The organism is Sphingobacterium sp. InxBP1 (assembly GCF_026191775.1).
In the GTDB taxonomy this organism is placed as follows: Bacteria; Bacteroidota; Bacteroidia; order Sphingobacteriales; family Sphingobacteriaceae; genus Sphingobacterium; species Sphingobacterium thalpophilum.
Genome location: NZ_JAINDX010000035.1, coordinates 58215 through 83065, shown reverse-complemented (window position 1 = coordinate 83065; position 24851 = coordinate 58215). Strand labels below are relative to the sequence as shown.

General features: G+C 42.8%; 21 protein-coding genes and 1 tRNA gene. 8 read left to right on the top strand and 14 right to left on the bottom strand.

The window, feature by feature from the left end:
• Positions 1-68: 68 nt before the first annotated feature.
• Positions 69-141, bottom strand: a tRNA-Gly gene (locus K7A41_RS01170).
• 110 nt (positions 142-251) lie between these two features.
• Positions 252-740 carry a regulatory protein RecX gene (locus tag K7A41_RS01165; protein WP_265712243.1) on the bottom strand — a complete coding sequence of 163 codons (489 nt, stop codon included), beginning with the start codon at positions 738-740 and terminating at the stop codon, positions 252-254.
• 75 nt (positions 741-815) lie between these two features.
• Here K7A41_RS01165 and K7A41_RS01160 point away from each other — a divergent pair, with 75 nt between their 5' ends.
• Together K7A41_RS01160 and K7A41_RS01155 are read left to right on the top strand one after the other, a co-directional pair.
• Positions 816-3257, top strand: a complete 2442-nt coding sequence (locus K7A41_RS01160) for a bifunctional UDP-N-acetylmuramoyl-tripeptide:D-alanyl-D-alanine ligase/alanine racemase (protein ID WP_265712242.1) — start codon at positions 816-818, stop codon at positions 3255-3257.
• A 48-nt stretch (positions 3258-3305) separates the two neighbouring features.
• On the top strand, positions 3306-3905 hold the full coding sequence (locus K7A41_RS01155; RefSeq protein ID WP_028071340.1) for a DUF502 domain-containing protein: 600 nt from the start codon (positions 3306-3308) through the stop codon (positions 3903-3905).
• Between the two features lie 73 nt (positions 3906-3978).
• Here the strand turns inward: K7A41_RS01155 and K7A41_RS01150 are convergent, their stop codons facing one another.
• Positions 3979-4881 (bottom strand): pirin family protein, encoded by a 903-nt coding sequence (locus tag K7A41_RS01150; RefSeq protein ID WP_265712241.1) that lies wholly within the window; start codon positions 4879-4881, stop codon positions 3979-3981.
• A gap of 43 nt (positions 4882-4924) precedes the next feature.
• Between K7A41_RS01150 and K7A41_RS01145 the strand changes: the two genes are divergently transcribed.
• Positions 4925-5524: a hypothetical protein gene (locus tag K7A41_RS01145; RefSeq protein WP_265712240.1), complete on the top strand. Its 600-nt coding sequence runs from the start codon at positions 4925-4927 to the stop codon at positions 5522-5524.
• On the opposite strand, the gene K7A41_RS01140 is transcribed toward K7A41_RS01145, so the two are convergent.
• Positions 5521-6303, bottom strand: coding sequence for a Cof-type HAD-IIB family hydrolase (locus K7A41_RS01140; RefSeq protein ID WP_028071343.1), 783 nt, complete (start codon positions 6301-6303; stop codon positions 5521-5523). The genes K7A41_RS01145 and K7A41_RS01140 overlap by 4 nt on opposite strands.
• Before the next feature lie 232 nt (positions 6304-6535).
• Here K7A41_RS01140 and dnaE point away from each other — a divergent pair, with 232 nt between their 5' ends.
• On the top strand, positions 6536-10954 hold the full coding sequence (dnaE, locus tag K7A41_RS01135; protein WP_265712239.1) for a DNA polymerase III subunit alpha: 4419 nt from the start codon (positions 6536-6538) through the stop codon (positions 10952-10954).
• Positions 10955-11078: 124 nt separating this feature from the next.
• Entirely contained in the window at positions 11079-11399 is a 321-nt protein-coding gene (trxA, locus tag K7A41_RS01130) for a thioredoxin (RefSeq protein WP_028071345.1), read from the top strand.
• A 500-nt stretch (positions 11400-11899) separates the two neighbouring features.
• Here trxA and rplI read toward each other — a convergent pair whose 3' ends face one another.
• The 7 genes from rplI to K7A41_RS01095 all read right to left on the bottom strand — a co-directional run bounded on the left by rplI (position 11900) and on the right by K7A41_RS01095 (position 18083).
• On the bottom strand, positions 11900-12343 hold the full coding sequence (gene rplI, locus K7A41_RS01125) for a 50S ribosomal protein L9 (RefSeq protein ID WP_028071346.1): 444 nt from the start codon (positions 12341-12343) through the stop codon (positions 11900-11902).
• Positions 12344-12358: 15 nt separating this feature from the next.
• Complete coding sequence (gene rpsR / locus K7A41_RS01120) at positions 12359-12622, bottom strand: 30S ribosomal protein S18 (protein ID WP_028071347.1); 264 nt, start codon at positions 12620-12622, stop codon at positions 12359-12361.
• A complete protein-coding gene (gene rpsF / locus K7A41_RS01115) occupies positions 12622-12990 on the bottom strand; it encodes a 30S ribosomal protein S6 (protein ID WP_028071348.1) in 369 nt (122 codons plus the stop codon). Before rpsF ends, rpsR begins: the two co-directional genes overlap by 1 nt.
• Before the next feature lie 141 nt (positions 12991-13131).
• The gene (dapA, locus tag K7A41_RS01110) at positions 13132-14010 is read right to left on the bottom strand and encodes a 4-hydroxy-tetrahydrodipicolinate synthase (RefSeq protein WP_265712238.1); all 879 of its coding nucleotides are present in this window, start codon (positions 14008-14010) and stop codon (positions 13132-13134) included.
• Between the two features lie 33 nt (positions 14011-14043).
• Positions 14044-16068, bottom strand: a complete 2025-nt coding sequence (ligA, locus tag K7A41_RS01105) for an NAD-dependent DNA ligase LigA (RefSeq protein WP_265712237.1) — start codon at positions 16066-16068, stop codon at positions 14044-14046.
• Positions 16069-16188: 120 nt separating this feature from the next.
• Positions 16189-17220 (bottom strand): glycosyltransferase family 2 protein, encoded by a 1032-nt coding sequence (locus K7A41_RS01100; RefSeq protein ID WP_265712236.1) that lies wholly within the window; start codon positions 17218-17220, stop codon positions 16189-16191.
• Positions 17217-18083: a lysophospholipid acyltransferase family protein gene (locus K7A41_RS01095; RefSeq protein WP_265712235.1), complete on the bottom strand. Its 867-nt coding sequence runs from the start codon at positions 18081-18083 to the stop codon at positions 17217-17219. Before K7A41_RS01095 ends, K7A41_RS01100 begins: the two co-directional genes overlap by 4 nt.
• A gap of 88 nt (positions 18084-18171) precedes the next feature.
• On the opposite strand from K7A41_RS01095, the gene K7A41_RS01090 reads away from it, so the two are divergent.
• A complete protein-coding gene (locus tag K7A41_RS01090) occupies positions 18172-18783 on the top strand; it encodes a WbqC family protein (protein WP_265712234.1) in 612 nt (203 codons plus the stop codon).
• Between the two features lie 64 nt (positions 18784-18847).
• Positions 18848-19534, top strand: a complete 687-nt coding sequence (locus K7A41_RS01085) for an outer membrane beta-barrel protein (protein ID WP_265712233.1) — start codon at positions 18848-18850, stop codon at positions 19532-19534.
• A 4-nt stretch (positions 19535-19538) separates the two neighbouring features.
• Here K7A41_RS01085 and K7A41_RS01080 read toward each other — a convergent pair whose 3' ends face one another.
• On the bottom strand, positions 19539-20540 hold the full coding sequence (locus K7A41_RS01080; protein ID WP_265712232.1) for a YihY/virulence factor BrkB family protein: 1002 nt from the start codon (positions 20538-20540) through the stop codon (positions 19539-19541).
• A 34-nt stretch (positions 20541-20574) separates the two neighbouring features.
• Entirely contained in the window at positions 20575-22341 is a 1767-nt protein-coding gene (locus K7A41_RS01075; RefSeq protein WP_265712231.1) for an AMP-dependent synthetase/ligase, read from the bottom strand.
• A gap of 171 nt (positions 22342-22512) precedes the next feature.
• Between K7A41_RS01075 and K7A41_RS01070 the strand changes: the two genes are divergently transcribed.
• Positions 22513-23013 (top strand): hypothetical protein, encoded by a 501-nt coding sequence (locus K7A41_RS01070; protein ID WP_028071357.1) that lies wholly within the window; start codon positions 22513-22515, stop codon positions 23011-23013.
• Positions 23014-23072: 59 nt separating this feature from the next.
• On the opposite strand, the gene K7A41_RS01065 is transcribed toward K7A41_RS01070, so the two are convergent.
• Positions 23073-24818 (bottom strand): M61 family metallopeptidase, encoded by a 1746-nt coding sequence (locus K7A41_RS01065; RefSeq protein ID WP_265712230.1) that lies wholly within the window; start codon positions 24816-24818, stop codon positions 23073-23075.
• Between the last annotated feature and the right edge of the window lie 33 nt (positions 24819-24851).

Here is a 24851-nt window from a genome sequence, read left to right as displayed (position 1 = left end):
GCACTCGCTTTAGGGCGAACAGGATTTTAAGTCCTGCGTGTCTACCAGTTCCACCACCTAGGCAGGTGAGCGAAAAACGAGATTCGAACTCGCGACCCCAACCTTGGCAAGGTTGTGCTCTACCAACTGAGCTATTTTCGCTTGGAATTTTATTTCAACTTTAAAGGAACCGCGTGTTCCTTTTTGGTGATGCAAATATAGAGTGAAAATTCAATATTGCAAAATATTTATTTACTTTATTGCTATGTTTTTTATAACTCCTTTGAAGTCAGTATGGAAAAAATGAGATCGCTTTCAAATCCCCGGGACAGTGCAAACTGATACACTTTGTTTTTGATTGTAAATGTATCTTTGTTTCCGATTTCACGGATTTTTTTGTCGATTATATTTTCAAGGATAGCTTCGTATTCGTCCGGTTCAATCTGTTTAAAAGCGATTTTAATCAACTGCTCAGAAACTTTCTTCGCCTTTAATCCTTGTTTGATCTTTATTTTTCCCCAGCCTTTCATACGTAGTTTTCCGGTGCAGTAAGCCACGGCAAAGCGCTCTTCGTTCAGAAAATTGTCGGCAATTAAATTGGCAATGACATTTTCGACATCCTCTTCGTGTAGCCCCCACGTATACAGTTTGTCCCGCATTTCCTGCTGGGATCGCTCTTGGTATGCACAGTAGCTTTCCGCTTTCAGCTGCGCCTGACGCGGCGTGAGTATCTTTTTGTGTTTTCTTTCCTCTTCGAACATATTGTCAAAATTTCAAAAATAATATGAAATAACTAAAAAAATGTTCAGTTTTGGTTCAATCAAAATTTCAGGAGAATGTACAAAATATCGGAAGTCGTCCAAGTTTTACATCCTAATCGCGCATTTATTACCGATCCCAGTTCTTTAGTCCAGCACATATTTTACGATAGCCGCAAGATTGTACAGGCCGATCTCGGTGTGTTTTTTGCACTGCAAAAAAATAGGGATGGACACTGTTATGTAGGGGAAGCTTATGATAAGGGGGTAAGAAACTTTGTGTTGCAGACCGATGAAGAGCAGGAAAAGCTTTTTCCGGATGCTAACTTCATCTGGGTGGACGATAGTCTTGATGCCCTGCAAGCACTGGCGGCTTTCCATCGGCAGCAGTTCAGTTATCCCGTGATCGGAATTACTGGAAGTAACGGTAAGACGATTGTCAAAGAATGGTTATACCAACTGATGTCACCCGAATACAGGATCTACCGTAGTCCGAAAAGTTACAATTCGCAGCTGGGCGTAGCGCTTTCGCTGTGGGGCCTTTCGGAACAGTATACGCTCGCGATCATCGAGGCAGGAATATCAGAACGGGGAGAGATGGCGCGGTTGGAAGATATGATTAAACCGACCGTTGGCCTGTTGACCAATATCGGTGTTGCCCATAAAGCAGGGTTTTCCTCCAAGGAAGAAAAGATCGCAGAAAAGCTCCTCCTCTTTAAGGACGTGGAGACCATGATCTTTCCCAATAGCTACGTCGAGAACATTCAGTTACCTTATCGGCCACGAAAATTTTCATGGGGATATGATGAGGGCCTGTCATTAGAAGTCTATTCCGTCAAGCAGCTCAATCAGAGGAGTACCATGGTCACATTATATCATGGTGGAAAGACATTTGCGGTGGAAGTGCCGTTTGTCGATAAAGCGAATGTTGAGAATGCGATCAGCTGCATTGCTCTGATGTTGCGTTTTGGTTATGAAACAGGAGTGATCGCTTCCAGAATTAAGGAACTGCAGCCCGTCGCCATGCGGCTTGAACTTAAAAAAGGAAAAAGGAACAGCTCGATAATCGACGATTCATATAGTAATGATCTGGATGCGCTGCAGATTGCGTTGGAGTTTTTGAACCAACAGCGGCAGCACGCCCGCAAGATATTAATTCTGTCTGACTTGCCGGGAGTAAGTTTAGCAGACGCAAAAAGCCTGGCCAAGCTCAAGAGACTCTTAAAGGAATATCGGCTGGATAAGCTGATACTGATTGGAGAAGTATTACCTCAGCTGGCAGATCAGTTTGATGTGCCGTCGATATCTTATCGCGGAACCGTTGAATTTTTAGCGGATTTTAGGTCGTTACAGTTTGAAAACTCAACTATCCTATTGAAAGGTGGAAGGGAGTTTCATTTCGAACAGATCAGCAGGCTGCTGGTTGCTAAGTCGCACGATACAGTCCTTGAGATCAACTTGAATGCGATGGAAAATAATCTGAACAGCTACCGTCAGTTATTGCCCAAAAACGTCAAGCTGATGACTATGGTGAAGGCTTTTTCCTATGGTAGCGGAAGTTTTGAAATTGCCAATCTTTTGCAGTTCAACGGAGTCGATTACCTCACGGTGGCTTTTGCAGATGAGGGCGTGGATCTGCGGGGAGCGGGAATCACCCTTCCCATTGTAGTTATGAGTCCTGATGAAAATACATTTGAATCTATTGTACAGCATCAACTTGAACCTGAAATCTATAGTTTTAGAATTCTAAACACTTTTTTGAGTTTTTTAAAGGATAGAGGGATTACGACATATCCCGTTCACATCAAAGTCGATACGGGAATGCATCGCCTTGGCTTTATGCCTGAGGAAGTAGACGAGCTTGTTTCCATACTAAAAAGAGATTCCATACTCGAGATCAGATCTGCATTTTCACATTTAGCGTCTGCGGGGAATGAAAAGGATAATGCATTTACACAGCAACAAATCGATCTTTTGGAACAATTTACTGCCCAGCTCAAAGCGGGGATCGGGTATCCTTTTCTCAGACATATTGCTGCCACATCCGGAATAGAGCGCTGGCCGCAGGCCTATTTTGATATGGTACGTCTAGGGATCGGACTGTATGGCATAGGGGCCGAACGTCAGGACCTGCCGTTGCGGGAGGTCAGCACGCTGAAAACGAATGTGACGCAAATAAAACACTTGCCCGCAGGGGAAACAGTGGGCTACAACCGGCACGGTGTGCTGAAGCGAGATAGCAATATAGCCACGATCAAAATTGGCTATGCAGATGGCTATGACCGGCGTTTTGGCAATGGTGTAGGTAAGATGATGGTCAACGGATATCTGGTACCGACTATTGGTGATATTTGTATGGATATGTGTATGCTGGATGTGACGGATGCCGACATCGCGGAGGAAGATGAAGTGATTGTCTATCCGGATATTAAACTCGCGGCCGAATCTATCGGAACCATCCCGTATGAACTTTTGACAAGTATTTCGCAGCGGGTAAAAAGAGTATATTTTTATGAATAATAAAGGATATTCTGCATTTTTGTACAAAAAAAATTGAATTACTGACCCATGCTTGGCAAATTTTTCAGAGGATTTATTAATTATTTGATCCGTGGTATTCTGGTGGTTGTACCATTAGCCGGAGCAATCTTTTTGATTGTATGGATTGTCGCATCAATCGATTCAGCACTCAATCTGACCGAACATTTTCTCCAGGATGAAAAGGGACATCCGTTATACATTCCTGGAATCGGAATTCTTACGGTAATTCTGGTACTTGTTCTGGCGGGCGTCATATTTACCAATTTCGTGACCGATCCGATAAAAGTATGGATCAATCATCAAATCAAACGTATACCGCTTCTGAATACCCTATATACTTCAATTAAGGATTTCACAGAAGCGTTTGTGGGCGATGCCAAAAAATTTAACGAGCCTGTGCTGGTGACGGTCAATGAATTTGGGCTCAAAAAGATCGGTTTTCTGACGCAGCATGATCTGAAAAGCATCGGTCTGGAGCATGAGGTCATGGTATATTTTCCCTATTCTTATTCTTTTGCAGGGCAGGTGGTCATAGTCAGCGGTGACAAAGTCAAAAAATTGGACATGTCTCCGACAGATGCCATGAAACTTGTGGTCTCGGGTGGTGTTAGTGGAATAGCACACTAGCTTCATCAATAGGATGCTTATAAAAAAGCTGAAAACGCAAATCGTTTTCAGCTTTTGTTTTTCAAGAGCGTGTCTAATCAGATTTCTTTTGTCCTAAGGTGGGATTGACCGGTGGAATAGGGATATAGCCGTCATCACCCGGGACGCTGGGAAATTCGTGCCGTTCCCATTTGGCGCGTGCGGCTTTCAATGTTTCTATATCCGAGGCCACGAAATTCCAGTCTATATAGCGTTGTTCGGCGAAAGGCTCGCCTCCAAATATATAGACTGCGCTGCCAGCTGCCATTTCAAATTCACAAAGTTTTGCATCTTTAGCGATCAGAATCTGTTTCGGACCAAATTCTTGCCCCTCGGCCTGTACTGAACCATGAAGGATATATAGACCGCTTTCACCATATAAATGTTGTCCCAATTTGATACTACTGTCTTTTTCTGCTTTGACTTCGAGGAGGTATAACGGGCTATATACAGGTACTTCGGAGCGATGGCCATTAATTTCTCCAGCGATTAAGCGGTAGCTTGCATCGCCTTCTGTCCAGTGTGGCAGCAGCGGCTCCTCAATATGGACGAAGCTTGGTTCCATCCGTTCGAGATCCTTGGGCAATGCTACCCAGATCTGTAGTCCGTGAAGGTCGTGGGGAGTTGATCGGAGGTAATCTGGTGTACGCTCGGAATGCGTGACGCCCTTTCCGGCTGTCATCCAATTCACAGCGCCCGGCTTTATTTCCACGGCATTGCCCAGACTGTCGCGATGCATGATGCTTCCTTCAAAAAGATATGTCAATGTCGATAAGCCAATGTGAGGATGTGGTGCAATATCCATGAAATGCGGTTCCGCAATATGGTCAGGCCCCATATGGTCAATGAATATAAAAGGGCCGACCATACGTTTTTGCCTAAAGGGAAGTAGCCTGCCAACTAGGAAATTGCCGATGTCTGCGGCTCTTTCCTCAATAACTATTGCAATATTTGACATAATGATTCCTTATTTTTGTGTGTAATCTATAGCAATTTAAACAATGTCGACTATAATCAATCGCATTCTGCGTAAAAAGAGTGTAAGAAATATCGAAGCGCTGGCCTTAGCAAATAGATTGTCATTTACAACTAGTCAGCTTGACCATTTTTTGCTGGGAAAGGTCATGGCAGCTGGGACCTCCGAATGGACGGCTTATGCGGCGCTTCAGCAAAAGCTTTTGATGCTCGACGTTGATCGCCCGATCCCTATGGAGGAGGAGGTCGAGATTTTGATTGCATATCTGACAATTGTCGAAACGCTAATGCCAGATGGATTTTTATTGAAATGGGATAACCGTTTTCAGTCCGACAGTGCGGTAATGCTGCCGCCGCTGTTGTTGTTTCCTATGATACAGCATGCTGTGGCAAACGGCTATAACAGAACGTCCTCTCACCCCATACGAATTCGTTTGTCCGGTTCTGACAAAATCCTGCTGCTTGAAGTCAGTCACCGTGTGAACCCTTATCTGGACGGTCAATTTGATACAACCTTTCTGAGGGATTTTCAGCAGCGGCTCCAATTCCTGTTTCCTGAACAGCATAGCCTACTATTAAATAGCAATAGCAATACCTGCCGGGCGACCCTGACGATCCGGTTTTAAATGATCTCAAAATGCTTCAATGCATTCCAGATGCCATTATTGTCAACATCGTTTGTGATATAGTCGGCAATTTCTTTTACTTCGGGATTTGCATTTCCCATGGCAATGCCGATCTGCGTGTGCGCGAGCATCGTAATGTCGTTGCCACCATCTCCAAACGACATCGTCTCTGACAGCTGGATACCGAAATGGTCCAAAAAGACGTCTATCCCAACTTTTTTGCTCTGTCCTTTCGGGTTGACATCGGCGAAGACCGGCGTCCATCGGGATGCGACAGAGTTCGGCATCACTTGTTCCATGAATTCGGCTTCCTCCTCGGGGCCAATAAATACATTGACCTGCATGACGGAGTCCAGATCAAAGTTCTCTTCATAGTTGCGGACGGGTGGTGTCGGAACGTTGACCTGCTGGAACATTTCTAGTACAGCAGGGCTAATCTGATTTAAGGTGATTTCTTTTTCTGACATAAAAGAAAAGGTGAGCTCTTTGTGGTATTTAGCATAGTCTAAAAGTGACCGGATATCCGCGGAGGCAATGTTATTTTTGTAGATCACCTGTTCCTTCTTAGTGAGGCAGTAACCGCCATTAAATGTGATGTATCCATCAAAATCAAGGTGTCGGATATGCTGTAGTTGGTTGAACGAGCGGCCTGTTGAAACAAATACTTTAATATTTTTCTGCTTTAACAATTGAAAAGCCTGTATAGTGGAGTTTGGAATCTGATGCGTTTTGAAACTTAGCAGTGTCCCGTCTATATCAAAAAAAATTGCTTTAATCATTATATTTGGAATCAAATTCAAACCTAACTAAAATCAGTTTTATATACAAGGGCAAAGCGTGAGCATAAGAAAGATTATTTGTTCGTATGCGCTCGTCTGTGATGGCGGAACTGGTAGTGGATTTTCGCAAAAATCTGACATAATCTTCTCTAAGAATTTCGTAAATTTCAAGTTCAGAAAAACGCAAGTGTTGTTGTGTTTAATCTATTGTATTAAAGAGTTTTAGAATTATATGTATATTATTTTCGATACCGAGACCACCGGTTTGCCGAAGCGTTGGGATGCGCCGATTACTGATACGGATAACTGGCCACGTTGTATTCAGTTGGCATGGCAAGTACATGATGAGATGGGAAAGTTGGTCGAACATCAAGATTTTTTGATTAGACCGGATGGATTTGATATACCCTATGACTCTGAAAAAATACACGGTATATCGACCGCATTGGCCGCGGAGCAAGGATTACCGTTGCCAGAAGTGCTGGAAAAATTTAATGCCGCTTTAAGCAAAGCTAAATTTGTGGTGGGCCAGAACATCGGGTTTGACCTCAACATTATGGGCTGTGAATTCTACCGTTATGGTGTCGATTCCAATATGGCCAGTATGCCTGTTCTGGATACCTGTACCGAGGTTACTGCGGAGTTGCTGAAAATTCCGGGGGGCCGTGGCGGCAAGTACAAATTGCCAAATCTAACCGAATTGCATTCGTATTTGTTTGGCGTGCCATTTGCCGAAGCACATAATGCTACTGCAGACGTCGAGGCCACCACACGCTGTTTTCTTGAATTGGTCAGACGAGAAGTGTTCACTGCAGAGGAACTGCAGGTAGATTCAGGCTATTTTGTTGACTTCAAGGTCAGGAATCCGGGACCTATTCCTACTACAGGGCTGAAACATATTAATTTAAAGGCTGCTTCGGATGCAATTAGAAAACGCACCGAACCAGAAGATGTCAGCATTGTTGTAGATGCAGAAATGCTTAAGACATTGGGTCAAGCCAAGTTTGCTCATCTGCACAATCATTCGCAGTTTTCAATCCTGCAGTCGACCATGTCATACGACAGGCTGGTATCCGCTGCAATAAAGGACAAAATGCCAGCCGTTGCACTTACCGATCATGGCAATATGATGGGGGCGTTTGAGTTTGTATCGAGGGTAATTAATCACAACAAGGATGTTGAGGCGCAGAATGCTGAGGCAGTGGCGAATGGACAGGAGCCTACGGGACAGATTCTTAAGCCAATTGTCGGCTGTGAGTTTTTTGTCTGCGAAGACCATAAAGATAAATCCCGAAAAGATAATGGTTATCAGATTGTGATGCTGGCCAAGAATAAGCGGGGATATCATAATCTAGCTAAATTAGCGTCTTTTGCCTATACCGCCGGATTTTATTATGTACCCCGTATAGATAAAGATCTGATCCTTCAGTATAAAGAAGATATTATTGTACTCTCAGGTAACCTGCAAGGCGAGGTGCCCAGCAAAGTGCTGAATATTGGTGAGAACCAAGCTGAGGAAGCTCTATTGTGGTGGAAGGAGCATTTCGGCGATGATTTCTATCTCGAGTTGATGCGCCACGGCCAGGAGGATGAAGATCGGGTTAACCAGACCTTGGTTAAATTCTCCCGTAAATACGATATTAAAATAGTCGCCACCAATAATACCTATTACGAAAAGAAAGGCGATGCCCATGCGCATGACATCTTGTTGTGTGTGAAAGATGGGGAGAAGCTTTCAACGCCAAAAGGCAGAGGGCGCGGCTTCCGCTTTGGTCTGCCTAATCAGGAGTACTATTTTAAATCTTCTGACGAGATGAAAGCTCTCTTCCAGGATCTGCCTGAAGCGATTATCAATATTCAGGAGATTGTTGATAAAGTGGAAATTTACAAACTAAACCGGGATGTATTGCTGCCTAAATTTGATATTCCTGAGGAGTTTCAGGTTGAAGCGGATAAAGAAGATGGCGGTAAACGGGGTGAGAATAAATACTTGGCACACTTATGCTATGTTGGCGCACAAAAACGCTACGAAGTGATCACGGACGATATCCGCGAACGCCTGGATTTTGAGCTGGCCACCATTGAGAAGACGGGTTATCCCGGGTATTTCCTGATCGTACAGGATTTTATCGCGGCGGCGCGTGACATGGGCGTATCTGTCGGTCCGGGGCGCGGCTCTGCAGCTGGATCTGCTGTAGCCTATTGTCTGGGTATTACTAACATCGACCCCATCAAATATGATTTGCTATTTGAGCGTTTTCTAAACCCCGACCGGGTGTCCATGCCGGATATTGATATTGATTTTGATGATGAAGGGCGTGGACGAGTGATGCAATATGTGATTGATAAATACGGCGCCAGTCAGGTAGCTCAGATCATTACTTATGGCACTATGGCCGCTAAGTCCTCTATTAAAGATACCGCTCGTGTGCTGGACCTTCCTCTTGGGGATGCCAACGAAATTGCTAAATTGATTCCGAATCTAAAGCTTTCCAAAATTTTTACACTGGACGATGCGGGGTTAAAGGAAAAGCTGCGGTCCGAAGAGATAGAAGCAGTCAACAGATTGAAAGCTATCGCAGACGGTGCGGGGCTTGAAGCGGAGACCATTCGGCAGGCACGTGTATTGGAGGGATCGGTCCGCAATACTGGAATCCATGCCTGTGGTGTCATCATTACACCGGATGATATCACCAACTTCGTTCCTGTGTCTCTGGCAAAAGACTCTGATCTGTACGTGACACAGTTTGACAACCACGTGGTCGAGAGTGCCGGATTGCTGAAAATGGACTTTTTGGGGCTGAAGACCCTGACGCTCATTAAGGATACCGTGGAAAACGTGAAACTCAGCCACGGTATCACACTAGACCCAGACAAATTTCCGATCGATGATGTCTTGACATATGAGCTATTCCAACGCGGTGAAACCATAGGTGTGTTTCAGTACGAATCTCCGGGAATGCAAAAATATATGCGGGACCTGAAACCTACCGTGTTTGCGGATTTAATCGCGATGAACGCCTTATATAGGCCGGGGCCGATTGAATATATTCCTAGTTTTATTAAGCGGAAGCACGGAATAGAGCCCATTGTGTATGACCTGGAAGCCTGCGAGGAATATTTGAAGGAGACCTATGGAATTACTGTATATCAGGAGCAGGTGATGTTATTGTCTCAGAAGCTGGCGGGCTTTTCCAAAGGTGACGCCGACGTTTTGCGGAAAGCAATGGGTAAGAAGCAGAAGGCCGTGCTGGATAAAATGAAACCCAAATTTATTTCACAGGCTGAGGAACGGGGACATAACGCAAAGGTGCTGGAGAAAATCTGGACGGACTGGGAAGCATTCGCAAGTTATGCCTTCAATAAGTCCCACTCAACCTGTTATGCATGGGTGGCTTATCAAACCGCCTATCTAAAGGCTCATTTTCCGGCAGAATATATGGCTGCGGTGCTTTCCAACAATATGAACGATATCAAGCAGGTGACGTTTTTTATGGAGGAGTGTAAACGCATGGGATTGGAAGTTCTCGGCCCTGATGTAAATGAGTCGTACTATAAATTTACCGTAAATGAGCGGGGAGCGATCCGCTTTGGTATGGGGGCAGTAAAAGGCGTTGGCGCTGGGGCGGTGGATGCGATTGTACAGACAAGAAAATCAGGGTTGTACAAATCTGTTTTTGATATGGCCAAACGTATAGACCTCCGTGCCGTAAATAAGAAGGCCTTTGAAAGTCTGGCTTATGCTGGAGGTTTTGATAGCTTCGAAAGTACACACCGTGCGCAGTATTTTCATGCTGACGATAATTCGACAGGTCTGGAAAAAGCGATTCGCTTTGGACAGCGTTATAAAGAGAATGAAAGCTCGGCTCAGGCTAGTTTATTTGGATCGGGAGGGGCAGCAGAACTCCCAGAACCTGTATTGGCTCCTTGTCCACAATGGGGATTGATTGAAAAACTGAAATATGAGAAAGATGTGATCGGTATTTACCTGACCAGTCATCCGCTGGATACGTACCGTTTCGAAATCGAGCATTTCTGTCATAATCCGGTGTCAGATCTGGCGCTTATCAATAAAGTGAAGGCCGCTGAAGTGGATGAGGAGACCTTGCTGGAATTTAATCGCATTAAAAATAAGGAACTGGTGATTGGAGGCATTATTGCCTCGGCAAGCCACCGGCTTACCAAAAATGGTAAGCCATTTGCATCCTTCATCATCGAAGACTATAGCGATTCTTATGATATGGCCGTATTTGGAGAAGAATACGTTAAATTAAAAGGGTATTTACAAGAAGGATACTTTGTTCAATTACGTGGATTGGTACAAGAACGTTTTAGGCAGGTGGGCAACTGGGGCTTTGAATTACGGAGCGTTCAGCTTCTTTCTGAACTCCGGGAAAAGATGGCCAAAAGTTTTACCATTAATATTCCGCTACCGAAACTTAATGAGGAATTTCTGGATGGTATTAAAGAGATTCTGGCACAGAATGAGATTGAGGGGGTGGTGCCAAATTGTCAATTGAAATTTAAAGTGTGGGATCCTCAAGATGAGATATCTGTCGAAATGCCAGCCAAAAGCTTAAAAATAAATCTAACAAACGAGTTTTTGGAATGTATCGAGAAGTTTGAGGGAATTCATTATCGGCTGAATTAGTTTGGATTGGATTTTGTGTAATTAAGATTACAATTAGATAGATAGTTGTTATTATCTTTGTTTATTGATTTTAGCAATTAAGTAGTAACATAAATATAACTTCGGTTTATAAAATTTAACGATTATGGCATTAGAAATTACAGATAGCAACTTTGATGAAGTTGTTTTAAAGGCAGACAAACCCGTATTAATCGACTTTTGGGCAGAATGGTGTGGTCCATGCCGCATGGTAGGTCCTGTGGTTGAAGAGCTAGCAAAAGATTATGAAGGGAAGGCTGTAGTAGGAAAAGTGAATGTGGATGAAAATCCGGAGATTTCGGTCCGTTACGGCATCCGTAATATTCCGGCTTTATTATTTTTCAAAAATGGTGAAATTGTTGACAAACAAATTGGTGCTGTTCCAAAATCAGTGTTGAATGAGAAATTAGAAAAACAATTGGGTTAATAGTCCTTTTGTAGGTATAAAAAGGTCTAAAACATTTGTTTTAGACCTTTTTTTATGTATTATTCCTTGTGTATTTTTAAAATTTACAGGATTATTCTATTTTTTAGATGTTTTGCATATATTTTCTTTGTTTTTATTTGATTTTATGTTGTTTTTTTTTGATTATTTATGATATTTATCATGTTTTTTATGTTTAATATTTATTTTTAATGAGAATTTTGGTTTTTTTTTTGATTAAAGTTTGATTTTTATTTTGATAAATGGATATTTTTAGCTTATTTTGGGTATGGAAACAAAAATAAATGAATTTTTAATAAGTGTTTTCATATTTTTAGATATGTAAAGAAGATTTTCCCTTTCAAATACCCTAGATTATGCCTCGCGTTGTTCTCAGCAACGCGAGTTTTTTATTTATAGCCCTGTGGGTGGGGTAAGAGAAAATATAAAGGGCCGTCCTAAAACAGGACGGCCCTTATGCTATATTTTACTAAATAACTAGCTTATTCAGCAACTACTTCGAAAGGAACCTGAACTTTAACTTCTTTGTGTAAGTTCAAGTTGGCAATGTATTCACCTAATTCTTTAGGCTCAACTTCGAATGTAATACGACGACGGTCAACATCGAAACCTTTAGCTTTTAACGCATCAGAAATCTGTATGCTGTTTACCTTACCAAAGATTTTACCGGATTCACCTGCTTTAGCACCAATTGAAAGCTTAACAGATTCCAATTTGCCGGCTAATTCAGTAGCGTCTTTCTTAATTTTTTCTTGTTTGAACTGAGCTTGTTTGATGTTCTCAGCTAAAACTTTCTTTGCAGATTCAGTCGCTTGGATAGCAAATCCTTGAGGGATTAGGTAGTTACGACCGAAACCTGGTTTTACGTTAACGATATCATTTTGCTCACCTAAGCCTTTGATATCTTGTTTTAAGATTACTTCCATTTTCTATCGTCCTCCTTATTTAATTGCATCAGCTAAGTAAGGTAACAAGCCGATGTGACGCGCACGTTTAACAGCTTGAGCTACTTTACGTTGAAATTTCAAAGATGTACCAGTCAAACGACGAGGTAAAATTTTACCTTGGTCATTTACAAATTTCATCAAGAAGTTAGCATCTTTATAATCGATATATTTGATACCATTCTTTTTGAAACGACAGTATTTTTTACGGTTGTCCTCTACTTTAGGAGCAGTTACGTATTGGATATTTTCGTTAGCCATTAGTTTGCGCCCTCCTCAGTTTTAGTTTCAGCTTTTTTGTTGAATGCACCGCTACGTTTTTTCTCGTTATAAGCTCTGGCGTGTTTGTCTAAGCTTACTGTCAAGAAGCGCATAATACGCTCATCACGTTTGTATTCAACCTCTAATTTATTGATTAATTCACCTGGAGCCTTGAATTCAGTTAAGTGATAAAACCCAGTAGTTTTTTTCTGGATTGGATACGCTAATTTTTTCAAACCCCAATTGTCTTCGGCGACAATCTCGGCTCCGCCTTCTGTTAAGATGTTTTTGAATTTTGCGATTACTTCTTTCGCAGCATCTTCAGAAAGCAACGGGGTAAGAACGATTACAGATTCGTACTGTTGCATTGTGTTAATTAATTTTGTTATTTAAAAATCCACTTTTGTGGAAGCGCAAAGATAGGTATTATATTGTTAGATTGCAATGCTTTGAAGCAAAAAAGTTTAGACGCTATCCGACGTCTAAACTTTTATTAGGCTTTTGAGCTCCTAGCTCAACTTTTTTAGTTCTTCTTTGATCGCCGCCCGAGTTTTTTCACTAACAGGCACTAATGGCAGCCTTAGGCTGTCTGTCCCTATGCCGAGTTCTTTGAGAATGAATTTAACACCTGCAGGATTCCCTTCTATAAAGCAAAGGTCAGTGATTTCAAGCAAGTCACTATGTATTTTCTGGGCTTCCTGATATTTGCCTTGTGCGCATAGCTTCGCCAGCGTGGCCACCTTTTTCGGAAACGCGTTGCCAACTACTGAAATAATACCTACTGCTCCTAATGCCATCATAGGCAAAGTGACTGGATCGTCTCCCGAAATCAGCATGAAATCTGCCGGTTTGTCGCGAAGTATCTCACTAAACTGAGCAAAGTTGCCAGAAGCTTCTTTGATTGCTACGATATTCGTAAACTCGTTGGCTAGGCGCAACGTGGTCTGTGCGGTCATATTGCTACCGGTACGGCCTGGGACGTTATATAAAATGATCGGCAAAGGAGAGACCTGAGCTATAGCTTTGTAATGTTGATAAATGCCCTCCTGTGTAGGCTTATTGTAATACGGCGACACAGAAAGAATAGCACAGAAGCCGGCTGGATCGAAGTTTTTGATTTGCTCCACGATCTCCGCAGTGTTGTTGCCCCCGATGCCAGCGACTAAGGGAAGTCTACCGTCCACGCGCTTGACAGTGAAATCCCAGATGCGCTTTCGTTCTTCTTTGGTTAAAGTGGCCACTTCTCCAGTTGTGCCCAAAGAAACCAAATAATCCATGCCTTCATTGATTTGCAGGTCGATCAGTTGACCTAACGCTTCGAAATCAACAGATTCATCTGAGTTAAAAGGAGTGACTAATGCAACCCCTGCGCCGTGAAGCTCGTTCATCTTGTTTGTTTTTATATTAATTTATTTAAATTGTTATTTGGAATGAATAAGATCCAGAAGATCTTTTTCGTTAATCATTGGAATGCCCAATTTTTCTGCCTTGGCAAGTTTCGATGGCCCCATTTTATCTCCGGCAACCAGAAAATCCAATTTAGCGGAAATGGAGGAGAGCATTTTTCCTCCATGGCTTTCGATCAGTGCCGCTAGTTCCTCTCTGGAATAATCGGCAAAAACACCTGAAATCAGAAAGGTCTTGCCGCTCAGGCTCTCGCTGGCCAACAGAATTTCCCTTTCCTCGACTTCAAACTGTAAGCCATAATTTCTTAAACTGGCAATCTGCTGCTGATGGATGGGGTTGTCCAGGTATTCTTTAACACTCTCTGCGATACGGCGGCCGATGTCCTGAACGCTTTCGATTTCTTCTGTAGATGCCTGGGCCAACGCATCTATATTTTTAAAATGCTGGGCTAGTTTTTTGGCAATCGTCTCGCCGACATGACGTATCCCCAGCGAAAACAGTACTTTCTCGAAAGGCTTTTCCTTCGACTTTTCGATCCCGGCAAGCATATTATCGATTGATTTCTGGCCAAAGCGCTCCAGCTGCTGTAAATCAGCCTGATGATCTTTTAAACCATAGATATCGACAATGTTATGTAATAAGCCTTTTTTAAAAAATGTTTCTACCGTCTCATCGCCCATACCTTCGATGTCCATCATTTTCCGGCCGATAAAATGCTGCATCTTGCCTACAATCTGCGGTGGACATCCGGTCTCATTGGGACAGTAGTGAACCGCTTCGCCATCCTGCCTGATCAGTGGAGTGGAACACTCCGGGCAAACCGCTGGATAGGCAAAAGCCATGGAATCCGGTCTCCTTTTCTCTAAGTTTACTCCGATGATCTTGGGGATAATTTCACCTCCCTTTTCAACGTAGACCGTATCGCCCTGATGTAAGTCCAGACGTGCAATTTCGTTGGCGTTGTGCAGAGATGCCCGTTTGACCGTCGTCCCAGCAAGTAGCACGGGCTGTAGATTCGCGACCGGAGTTACAGCTCCTGTGCGGCCCACCTGATAGCTGATCGAATTCAGCGTTGTCTCCACCCGTTCAGCCTTAAATTTATACGAGATAGCCCATCTGGGGTTTTTAGCGGTAAAGCCCAGATCCTCCTGTTGGGCATAGTCGTTTACCTTGATCACAATTCCGTCGATCTCATAACCCAAATGATAGCGTTGGGCATCCCAGTAATTGATAAAATCATAAACCTCTGCCAGTGTACTGCATTTTCGTGTATGTTCGCTCACATGAAAACCCCAGCTTTTCACGTGTTCAAGGCTGTTCCAGTGGTCGTGAAACAGATTGGTTCTATTGTCACAATAGAGGAAGTAAAGAAAGCAGTCAAGCGGCCTTTTGGCAACTTCCGAAGAATCTTGGAGTTTTAAAGTGCCCGAAGCAAAATTGCGCGGATTCGCGTATGTCTGTTCACCATTCTCTTCTCGCTCTTTGTTGAGTCTTAGAAAGGCAGATTTATGCATAAAAATCTCACCCCTGATCTCGAACTGATCTGGGTAGTCACCGTCTTTGAGCTTGATCGGAATGGAGCGGATCGTCTTCACATTGTTGGTTACTACGTCGCCCTGCGTGCCATCGCCACGGGTGACCGCACGGCTTAACCTGCCATTTTCATAGGTCAGGCTGATAGAAAGACCATCAAATTTTAGCTCACAGACATACTCAAACTGATCGCCTATGATTCTGCGGATTCTCTGATCAAAATCATGGAGTTCTTCTTGGCTATAGGTATTACCCAAGGAAAGCATCGGCCAGCGATGTTTCTCCGTTTGGAATCGGGATGTGATGTCTCCGCCTACACGTTGTGTGGGCGAGTTTGGGTCGGCAAACTCAGGGTATTGACGCTCCAGGGCTTCAAGCTCTTTTAATTTGAGGTCGAAGTCATAATCCGAAATAACACTATCCGCCAATACATAGTATTGATAGTTATAATGGTTGAGTTCCGCCGTTAAGTCTTTTATCTTTTTTTCAATATCCATCACCGACATGTTGCAAAATTACAAATTAAAAGTACGTTTAAATAAAATAAATAAAGAATCTTGTTCCGAAGAATGCTTTATTTTAAAATGCGTTTTTGTGCATTTTTGACTGAAGGCACTTCCGATGTTCTATCGAAAATCTCTAGGGTTCAACTGTGCAAATTTATGTTTGTTGTTTGCATAAAAATCAACAACGATTGACTTCTTATAGTGTCCTTTCTGATTTCCAATTGCCTTGTATTTTTTTCGTTTTCTAGCATTTTTGAAAATATTCATGAAAAAATACTGATGTGCGCGGCTTATTGCCCAGGCGTCTTTTGGTTTGCCGTCAGTCAAAAATTTGATCAGGGCTGCCAAGTCGAACCAAAACCGCATAAAAATCACCCAGATAGCCGTGCCAAAGGGCAGGTTTTTCTGTAACATGATCAGGTTATTTCTAAAGTTGAGATAGGTCTTTTTAGGATTGCTGGCGTTTAACGTTCCGCCACCGACATGGTAAACTACAGAAGCCGGACAGTAGCCGATACCATAGCCCATCCTCTTCAGCCGCCAGCACAAATCGATTTCTTCCATGTGGGCAAAGAAGTCTTCATCCAGGCCATTGGCTTCCTTCCAAGCGGTGGCTCGGATAAAAAGGGCGGCACCTGAAGCCCAAAAAATTTCAGATTCTTCATCGTATTGCCCATTATCAGTTTCTACCTCATGCAGAATGCGGCCTCTGCAAAAGGGGTATCCATAATAGTCCAGAAAGCCTCCCGCTGCGCCTGCATGTTCAAATTGATCTTTATTGTGGAACGATAGGATCTTTGGTTGTGCTGCAGCAAGATGAGGTTTTCGTTCCAGATAGGAGATAACAGGTTCTATCCAGTTTTGGCTGACTTCTACATCCGAATTCAGGAGGACATAATAATCGGCTTCGACACGTTCCAAAATCTTGTTATAACCTCCGGCAAAACCATAGTTCTTGTCGTTTTCAAGAACGGTGATGGTGGGATAGTATTGCTTTACAAATAAAATGGAGTCATCGTCGGATGCGTTATCACCGATGACAAATTCGATATTTGGATAAGAACTGTTGTAAACAGACGGCAGGAATTTTTCCAGAAAAAATCGGCCATTCCAGTTGAGAATTACAACAGCGACTTTGGGTAATGTACTCATTTTCTACGTTTCCTTTTCCAGCGATTGTGTGACCAGAGCCAATATTCGGGATTTTCCCGAATAAGTTGTTCCGCAAAACGGTTGTGTAAATCGGTTATCTCATGTTCCGCAAAACTAGTGGGATCTTCCACTAGAGTTACAAAACGGCAAAAATACTGTCCTCGTTTGGGCTTTCGACCAATATAACAATAGACAACCGGTGCTTTGCTGATTCGCGATAAGCGCTCAGCACCGGTATAGACCAATGTTTCCTGATTAAGCCAGTTGATGAAATAATCAGAATCTGAGTAGAGCGGGGTCTGATCCGCAACGAGGATACTGATATTGGGTTGGCCTCTTAATTTGACAATATGCCGCAATATCTGTTTCATGGGAACCATTTCAGCTCCAAACCGTCCACGCATATTGTTGTAAACGGTATCAATATCTTTATTGTTCAGTGGTTTGTATACAATTAGTGTCGGAAAATCGGTGATCAGGCTCAACCGGTGTATACCAAGTTCCCAATTGGCATAATGTGAAGTAACGCCAATAACATTCTTACCACTGGCGAGATGACGTGTCAGCTCGTCTTCGTCTTCCAGCGTCATTTTTTTTCGGACTTCCTCCGCCGTGATCGTTTTTAGCTTGATGGATTCGATGAAAAGGTCGGGAAAAAAGCGGTAAAATTTTTTGGCAATGACCAGTCGCTCTGCTTTTGTTTTTTCAGGAAAGGCGTTTTCAAGGTTCTGAAAGACAATAGTCTTCCTATACGCAATCACGTAATAGAGGACATAATAGAGCCCATCGGAAACCAAATATAGAAACCAATAGGGGAGAAGTGAAATGATATAGATTAACGCGTTTAACGCTTTTTGTTTCATGCTATAGCTAAAATTCCCAGTAGTATTTTACAAATATCCTTAATTTAAGTTATTTTTGCGTCACTTATAACAAAAATCATCAGTTTTTATGGAATCGCAGTTATTACTTCCGGCATGTTATCTTCCGCCAATATCCTATTTTCACGTCATTCAGGAGAATAATCTTCCGGTTGTCATTGAGAAATACGAGCATTTTCAGAAGCAGAGTTACCGGACAAGAGCCCGGATTGCTTCGGCTAACGGTGTGCAGGACCTGATTGTGCCCATCAAGCACGGGAACAAAGATCGCGTTCCGATGAAAGACATCCGAATTAGCTATGAATTTGACTGGCAACGCTTACACTGGTTGAGTATACAGACTGCCTACCGTAGTTCAGCTTATTTTGAGTACTATGAAGATGATTTTAGCCAATTTTACAACGAGAAGTTTGACTATTTGCTGGACTTTAATATGGCTCAGCTGGAACTGCTGTTCAAGTTGGTCAAATTGAACAGAACGTTGTCATTCACGGAAGAATATAGACCTAGCGAACCTGGAAGCCCGGACTATAGGGATTGCATCCATCCCAAAAAGGAAAGTATACTGACTTCCCCCAAGGAATACTATCAAGTTTTTTCTGATAAAAATGGCTTCCATTCGGACTTAAGTATTGTTGACCTTTTGTTTAATCAGGGGCCACAATCCAGAAGCTATCTCTAATCTGTCGCATCATTGAACAATATGCGTTTAATATTGTTTTTAAGTCAATAGTAAACGCATATTAATGAAACGTTTCATTCTTATTTTTGCTCTGCTGTCATCGGTTGGGGTTTCCGTCCATGCCCAGGGAGGAGCGGATACCATCCACTATAGGAAGGTGTATTATTGGGGGACCACAGGGATGGGGTTTCCGTTAGGTGAGACCAAGAATATCCTGTCACCGAAATTTTCCGGCAGTATCGGACTGGACATTTCCCTTAAAAATCCAATGTTTTTTGTGTCACCGACACTGTACACCCTTTCTTTTGCCTATAAGCAGCCTTTGGCGGATCCGGATTTTGCCTATCGCATAGAGGACGCCAACACGAATTTTTATACCGTGGCATTTTCAGGGGGCGTCCGTAAGCAGCTGCGTCGTTTAAATATATATGCGTTTGCCGGTCCGGGAGTCGGCCTTACCAGTGAACCACGGGCCCGGGTTATAGAGGCGCAGCGGCTTGTGAAAATGGAAAATAAAAACCATTTTAACCTTTCAAGCAAAATAGGTGCTGGAGCCGATTATAAATTTAATGGTTTTTTTCTGGGCATTGAACTCGGCTACCTGCATAACTTTAGGAAAATCCAGGACACGCCGGTCAATATCTTTACCGTAATGGTAGGGCTGAAATCAGATATCACACAAATCGGCGACAAAGTCATTGATGTTATCGGTATAGACGGCTCCCTCAGTGGGAAAAAGAGTAAAAAATGACACCTTATTTAGACACCTGTATCGTATCACCGATATGCGCTTCGGCGTCGGGCCCCATTTTTTTGACTTTTTCTGTCTGCTCTATGGCCACGGCAAATGCGGATGGCACGATCCCAGCTCCAAACTTGATCGCGTAAAATTTCGTAAACTCTGCACCGAAATAAAGAATGGCGGCGGAGTAGTAGATCCATAATAGCATAACGATGATGGAACCTGCAGCCCCATAAAAACTTGCGGTCGAAGACAGATTCAGATACAGCGAAATGCCGTATCGCCCCAACATGAAAAGCAGCCCAGTGAAAATGGCGCCGCCCAGTATGTCGCGCAGCTTGACCTTGGCATCCGGTAGGAATGAAAATATAAAGCCAAAAAGGATGACAATGACCGAGAATGTGATGCCTGTATTTACCCAGGAGATCAGCGCAATCGGGATGATTGGGAAATATGTCATGACCAGATTGGTTACGGCAACGATTATTCCGTTGATCATCAAGGATGCAATTAATAAAAAGCCTAAAGCGATAATAATAGAAAATGAGATCAGCCTATTTACAATCAGTTTTAACCAGCCTTTCTTCGGCTTAGGTTTTACTTTCCAGATGTTGTTAATCGAATCCTGGATATCCACAAATAAGGTTGTGGAAGAAATTACGAGTGTAATGATCCCGATAGTAATCCCAATATTGGATTTGTTTTCAAATGTAATTTTTTGAAGGTAGGACTGAATCTGCATAGTTACATCTTTGCCAAAGAGTACCATAACCTCGTCCAGCACTTCATCTTGGGCGGAAGAGCCGCTTTGTAGATGCTCTCCATAAAAGAAGCCTATGCACCAAATGACAATCATGAGCATTGGTCCGATCGAAAAAATGGTATAATAGGCTAAAGAGGCACTTTTCTTCATACATTTATCGTCGTTGAAGCCGTTGAAGGCATCCACCATGACCTGCCAGATATTTTTCCAGTATACAAGCGTAAACAAATCTCTAAACGTTACATGCTTCATATCAAGTTACCCGTTCCAATAATCGTGCAAAATGTTAATCCTGATGTTGATCCGCATATAATTTTTCGATGGCGTCCTCATTTTCTTTTAGAATGACTTTTCGTTTTAAACTCAATTTTGGTGTGAGCTGTCCTGCATTTATCGTCCATTCCTTAGGCAACAGGATAAACTTCTTCACAATTTCCCAATGACCAAAATTGCTGGATAATCGATCTATTTCCGTCTGATATTTTTCAATTACTTCCGGATTTTTGATGATCTCTTCATTGCTGCTGCTGGCTATACCTTTTTGTGCGGCCCATTTCGCAAGCACATCGAATGCCGGAACGATAAGCGCACTTGGGAATTTCCGATTTTCTCCGATAACCATCACCTGACCGATCAATGTGGATTCCATCAGCTTATTTTCAATGGATTGCGGTGCAATGTATTTTCCGCCAGCAGTTTTGAACATTTCCTTTTTTCGATCGGTGATCTTTAAGAAACCATCGCTGGTGATTTCGCCAATATCACCGGTTTTGAAAAAGCCGTTCTCATCAAACGCTTCTTTGGTTGCTTCCTCATTTTTGTAATAACCTGTTGTGATGCTGGGGCCTTTGACCAGGATTTCACCATCCGAAGCAATCTTCACCTCAAGATTGCTTAACGGCTTACCAACTGTTCCGAATTTTAGCCCATTCTTTAAGTAGGAATTTACGGCGATCACAGGGGAAGTTTCGGTTAGACCATAGCCTTCGAGAACTTTCAGGTCAGCGGCCCAAAATATCCGCGCCAGACGTTCCTGAAGCGCTGCACCGCCTGATACGATGATCTTAATATTGCCACCCAGTGCCTCACGCCATTTTGAGAAAATAAGTTTCCGCGCTATGCCTAGCTTGAAGTTATAGATCGCGCCGTTTTTTTCAGGTTCCTGAAATTTCAAACCTAAGCCGACAGCCCAAAAGAAAAGCTTCTTTTTAATCCCGCTTAACGCTTTACCCTTCTCAATAATCTTGTCATAAACTTTTTCGAGTACACGCGGTACCGTAGTGAATACATCAGGCTTGACATCATTGATGTCGGCGACAACATTGTCCAAGGTCTCTGAAAAATAAATCTGGATGCCTTTCGAATAATACATATACACCACCATACGTTCAAAAATATGACAGAGTGGCAGAAAGCTTAATGCAGTTTTAAAATCTTCTCTAATCAAGTAGTTGCACGCTGTTACGTTGCTGTATACATTTTTGTGGGATAAGTAGACGCCTTTCGGCCTGCCCGTCGTGCCTGATGTGTAAATCAGGGTCAGCAAGTCGTCTTCTGTGACAAGGTCACGGTACACCGATAGATCGGTGGTATCCTCTTGGGCACTGGCAATCAGTACTGCCAATGGTATGTGATGGTCTATCTGATCAAATGTATAAACTTTGGGCTGGATGCCGTGTTCTTGTATAGCCTGCTCAATCCGCGCAGTCAATTCTTTGTTGCTAACAAATAATACTTTGACATCGGAATCATTCACAATAAACGAGAGGTCCTGCGGCGATAAGGTAGGGTAGAGGGGCACTGTAGCAAGGCCGATCTGGTTACAGGCAAAATCCACCAAATTCCATTCTGGCCGGTTGCCCGACATAATACCTACGCGGTCTCCTTTCTGAAGGCCCAGTCGCAATAGCCCCCGGCTGACGGTATCGATTGCATCAATATATTCTGCTGTGGAATAAGATCTCCATTTGCCACTTCCATCTCGTCCCGCCACCATGACGTCCTTTGGATATTTTTCTTTATAAGAAGTTATAAAGTCAAAAATTCTGCCCATATCACTTGAGTTTATTTGGTTACTACTATTGTCTTAAATATAAAAAAAATATCAGAAATAAAGTTGCTGATATTGGGATTAATGTCATAACAAATTAAACATTGTGTCGTTATAGCTGTAATTGTTACTTTTGAAAAATATAGAGGAGAATAAATAAAGCGTACAATTTTTATGAGAAAAATATTTTTAGCCGTGGGTGGAATACTGATGTTGGGCGCATTATCCAACAGAGCAATGGCCCAGTTAGACAATAGAGGTGCTATTGGGGGGCGTTTTGGATCTGCGCAAGGAATTACTTATCGACATACACTCAATTCGGACCACGCACTGGAGGGTATTATGAGTATTCAGAGCAACTCAGATTTTCGCCGGTTTCGGTTAGTCGGACTATATGAGATCTACAAACCCTTAACTTCCGGACTAAATTGGTACTATGGTTTTGGTGGCAGCATCGGGTCTTATAAAGAAAAAGATAAGATAATAGAAGGACAGCGGCACTCTTTTGATTCACACCTCAATTTAAGCATCGATGGTATTGTTGGTATTGAATATAATATCCCACAAGCACCATTTCAGTTATCGCTGGATGTGAAACCCTACTTTGATTTTCTGAACGAGTCAAGCATTAAATTGTTGGATCCCATCGGTTTTTCGGTACGTTACAAGTTTTAATCAACAAAAAGGAGCAGCCTAACAGGGTGCTCCTTTTTGTTGATTAAAAGCCTTTAGTATCAGGCCAGCCATATTTTTCCTAACAGTTCCTGCAGGAATGTTTGTTCCTGAAGCGGGCGGATTACATGATTCTTTCGGTTGCTTCGTCTGACTTCAACAGGAATCTCCCGAATTAAACCGTCCCTCGCGATTAGACAATTCAATACGTCTCCTTCGTTTGCGTGCTGCATAATAAAATCGAGTTCTTTATCTTTTATATCCAGCCGGCTGTTGTTGATTGCTATGAGCTCGTCTCTGACGTTCAGACCGGCATCATAGGCCCCCGAACCTTTTTCCACAGTGGCAACGGTAATGAGTCCATCCACCTTGTTGGTCGTGATGCCCAATGTTACAGTGGCAGTGTCTTCGTTGATGTCAGCTATCTCATAACCGACGAGATTAAAATAGGTATTATAATCGAGCTCGCCGTCTTCATGCGCAGCGCGAAATATATCCTCCAAGGATGTACCTGCGATACGTTCGGCAAGATTCTGAAACTCATCTTCTTCAAATCCGCGATCTAATTTTAAGAAAAATTCTTCATACGCCGCGCGGATAATATCGTCCAGCTTGATTTTTCCCTCGGTGGCTGCAATAACCTTAATATCGAGCATTGCTGTTAGCATCGCTCCCTTATTATAATACGAAATGGAGGAGTTGATCGAATTTTCGTCTGGCCGGTAATATTTGATCCAAGTGTCAAAACTGGATGCCGCAGCCGACTGAATCGTATGTCCCGGCCGGTTTAACACGATGTTAAAATCATTAGCCAGCAATGCGAGATATTCTTTCTCATCATAAAAGCCACAGCGCTTTATAATCAGATTGTCGTAGTAGGACGTAAACCCTTCCATGATCCATAGCCCAGTGGTATAGTTTTCTCGATCATAATCGAATGGGCCCAAGGCTTTAGGACGCAGCCGTTTCACGTTCCATAAATGGAAATATTCGTGGGCCACAAGACTTAAATAGGCCTTATAGCTATTTTCATTTTGATAGGCGTTTCTGGACGCGCCCAGCACTGTCGAATTGAGGTGTTCCAGACCGCCGCCGCCCGACTGATAATTATGCGTGATGATGACGTAACGTTTGTTGGGATTGGATCCCCAAATGCGGGTTTCCTCTTCCACAATACGGCTAATATCTTTCGTTAACCGGTCTTTGTCGTAAGTACCACCACCTACCATGGCGCATTCATGTTCTACACCAGCGACATGAAATTTCCAGCTGTCCTGATTACCCACTTCAATAGGGGTATCGTATAGAACATCAAAATCCGGCGCGAAAAAGGAATGCTGGTCGATCTGCTCAAGACCTGTTGAGATACGTGCCCAGTTTTCTTTCGGAAGAATATGAATCCTGGACGACGCTTTGAGATACCCATCGATATGAAGAAAGGTCGCCGTTGGTACAATGAATGCATGATCGCTGTCAAAAAAATTAGTACGAACCGAGACTTCAAATCCATATACATCATAGTGTACTTCGATCTGATCAAGCGAATGTGTCGTGATGCGCCAGATGTTTTTTGCAGTTTTGTGAAACACAAGGTCATCGCCCACCGCATTGACAGTTTTAAACCGTTCTACATTCTTGGCATATTCACGAATCAGATAAGAACCTGGGGACCATACAGGCATCTTGAGATCCACATAAGGCTGTCTAAGGTTTTTGATGCTCATTTTCACGTGGATATAATGAGCTTGTACTTCGGGGAATGATACCTCAAAATCGATTTCAGGTATATTTAAATCGTCACTGTCCATGAAAGATAATTTTGTATGAGCCTACAAAATTAA

What these genes read in the sequence shown, in the direction of transcription:
- K7A41_RS01165 (WP_265712243.1), bottom strand. Translation starts at nt 740, where the DNA reads ATGTTCGAAGAGGAAAGAAAACACAAAAAGATACTCACGCCGCGTCAG.
- K7A41_RS01090 (WP_265712234.1), top strand. Translation starts at nt 18,172, where the DNA reads ATGGAATCGCAGTTATTACTTCCGGCATGTTATCTTCCGCCAATATCC.
- K7A41_RS01070 (WP_028071357.1), top strand. Translation starts at nt 22,513, where the DNA reads ATGAGAAAAATATTTTTAGCCGTGGGTGGAATACTGATGTTGGGCGCA.
- ligA (WP_265712237.1), bottom strand. Translation starts at nt 16,068, where the DNA reads ATGTCGGTGATGGATATTGAAAAAAAGATAAAAGACTTAACGGCGGAA.
- K7A41_RS01100 (WP_265712236.1), bottom strand. Translation starts at nt 17,220, where the DNA reads ATGAGTACATTACCCAAAGTCGCTGTTGTAATTCTCAACTGGAATGGC.
- K7A41_RS01145 (WP_265712240.1), top strand. Translation starts at nt 4,925, where the DNA reads ATGTCGACTATAATCAATCGCATTCTGCGTAAAAAGAGTGTAAGAAAT.
- K7A41_RS01150 (WP_265712241.1), bottom strand. Translation starts at nt 4,881, where the DNA reads ATGTCAAATATTGCAATAGTTATTGAGGAAAGAGCCGCAGACATCGGC.
- dapA (WP_265712238.1), bottom strand. Translation starts at nt 14,010, where the DNA reads ATGAACGAGCTTCACGGCGCAGGGGTTGCATTAGTCACTCCTTTTAAC.
- rplI (WP_028071346.1), bottom strand. Translation starts at nt 12,343, where the DNA reads ATGGAAGTAATCTTAAAACAAGATATCAAAGGCTTAGGTGAGCAAAAT.
- K7A41_RS01075 (WP_265712231.1), bottom strand. Translation starts at nt 22,341, where the DNA reads ATGGGCAGAATTTTTGACTTTATAACTTCTTATAAAGAAAAATATCCA.
- rpsR (WP_028071347.1), bottom strand. Translation starts at nt 12,622, where the DNA reads ATGGCTAACGAAAATATCCAATACGTAACTGCTCCTAAAGTAGAGGAC.
- K7A41_RS01080 (WP_265712232.1), bottom strand. Translation starts at nt 20,540, where the DNA reads ATGAAGCATGTAACGTTTAGAGATTTGTTTACGCTTGTATACTGGAAA.
- K7A41_RS01160 (WP_265712242.1), top strand. Translation starts at nt 816, where the DNA reads ATGTACAAAATATCGGAAGTCGTCCAAGTTTTACATCCTAATCGCGCA.
- rpsF (WP_028071348.1), bottom strand. Translation starts at nt 12,990, where the DNA reads ATGCAACAGTACGAATCTGTAATCGTTCTTACCCCGTTGCTTTCTGAA.
- K7A41_RS01140 (WP_028071343.1), bottom strand. Translation starts at nt 6,303, where the DNA reads ATGATTAAAGCAATTTTTTTTGATATAGACGGGACACTGCTAAGTTTC.
- K7A41_RS01085 (WP_265712233.1), top strand. Translation starts at nt 18,848, where the DNA reads ATGAAACGTTTCATTCTTATTTTTGCTCTGCTGTCATCGGTTGGGGTT.
- trxA (WP_028071345.1), top strand. Translation starts at nt 11,079, where the DNA reads ATGGCATTAGAAATTACAGATAGCAACTTTGATGAAGTTGTTTTAAAG.
- dnaE (WP_265712239.1), top strand. Translation starts at nt 6,536, where the DNA reads ATGTATATTATTTTCGATACCGAGACCACCGGTTTGCCGAAGCGTTGG.
- K7A41_RS01095 (WP_265712235.1), bottom strand. Translation starts at nt 18,083, where the DNA reads ATGAAACAAAAAGCGTTAAACGCGTTAATCTATATCATTTCACTTCTC.
- K7A41_RS01155 (WP_028071340.1), top strand. Translation starts at nt 3,306, where the DNA reads ATGCTTGGCAAATTTTTCAGAGGATTTATTAATTATTTGATCCGTGGT.
- K7A41_RS01065 (WP_265712230.1), bottom strand. Translation starts at nt 24,818, where the DNA reads ATGGACAGTGACGATTTAAATATACCTGAAATCGATTTTGAGGTATCA.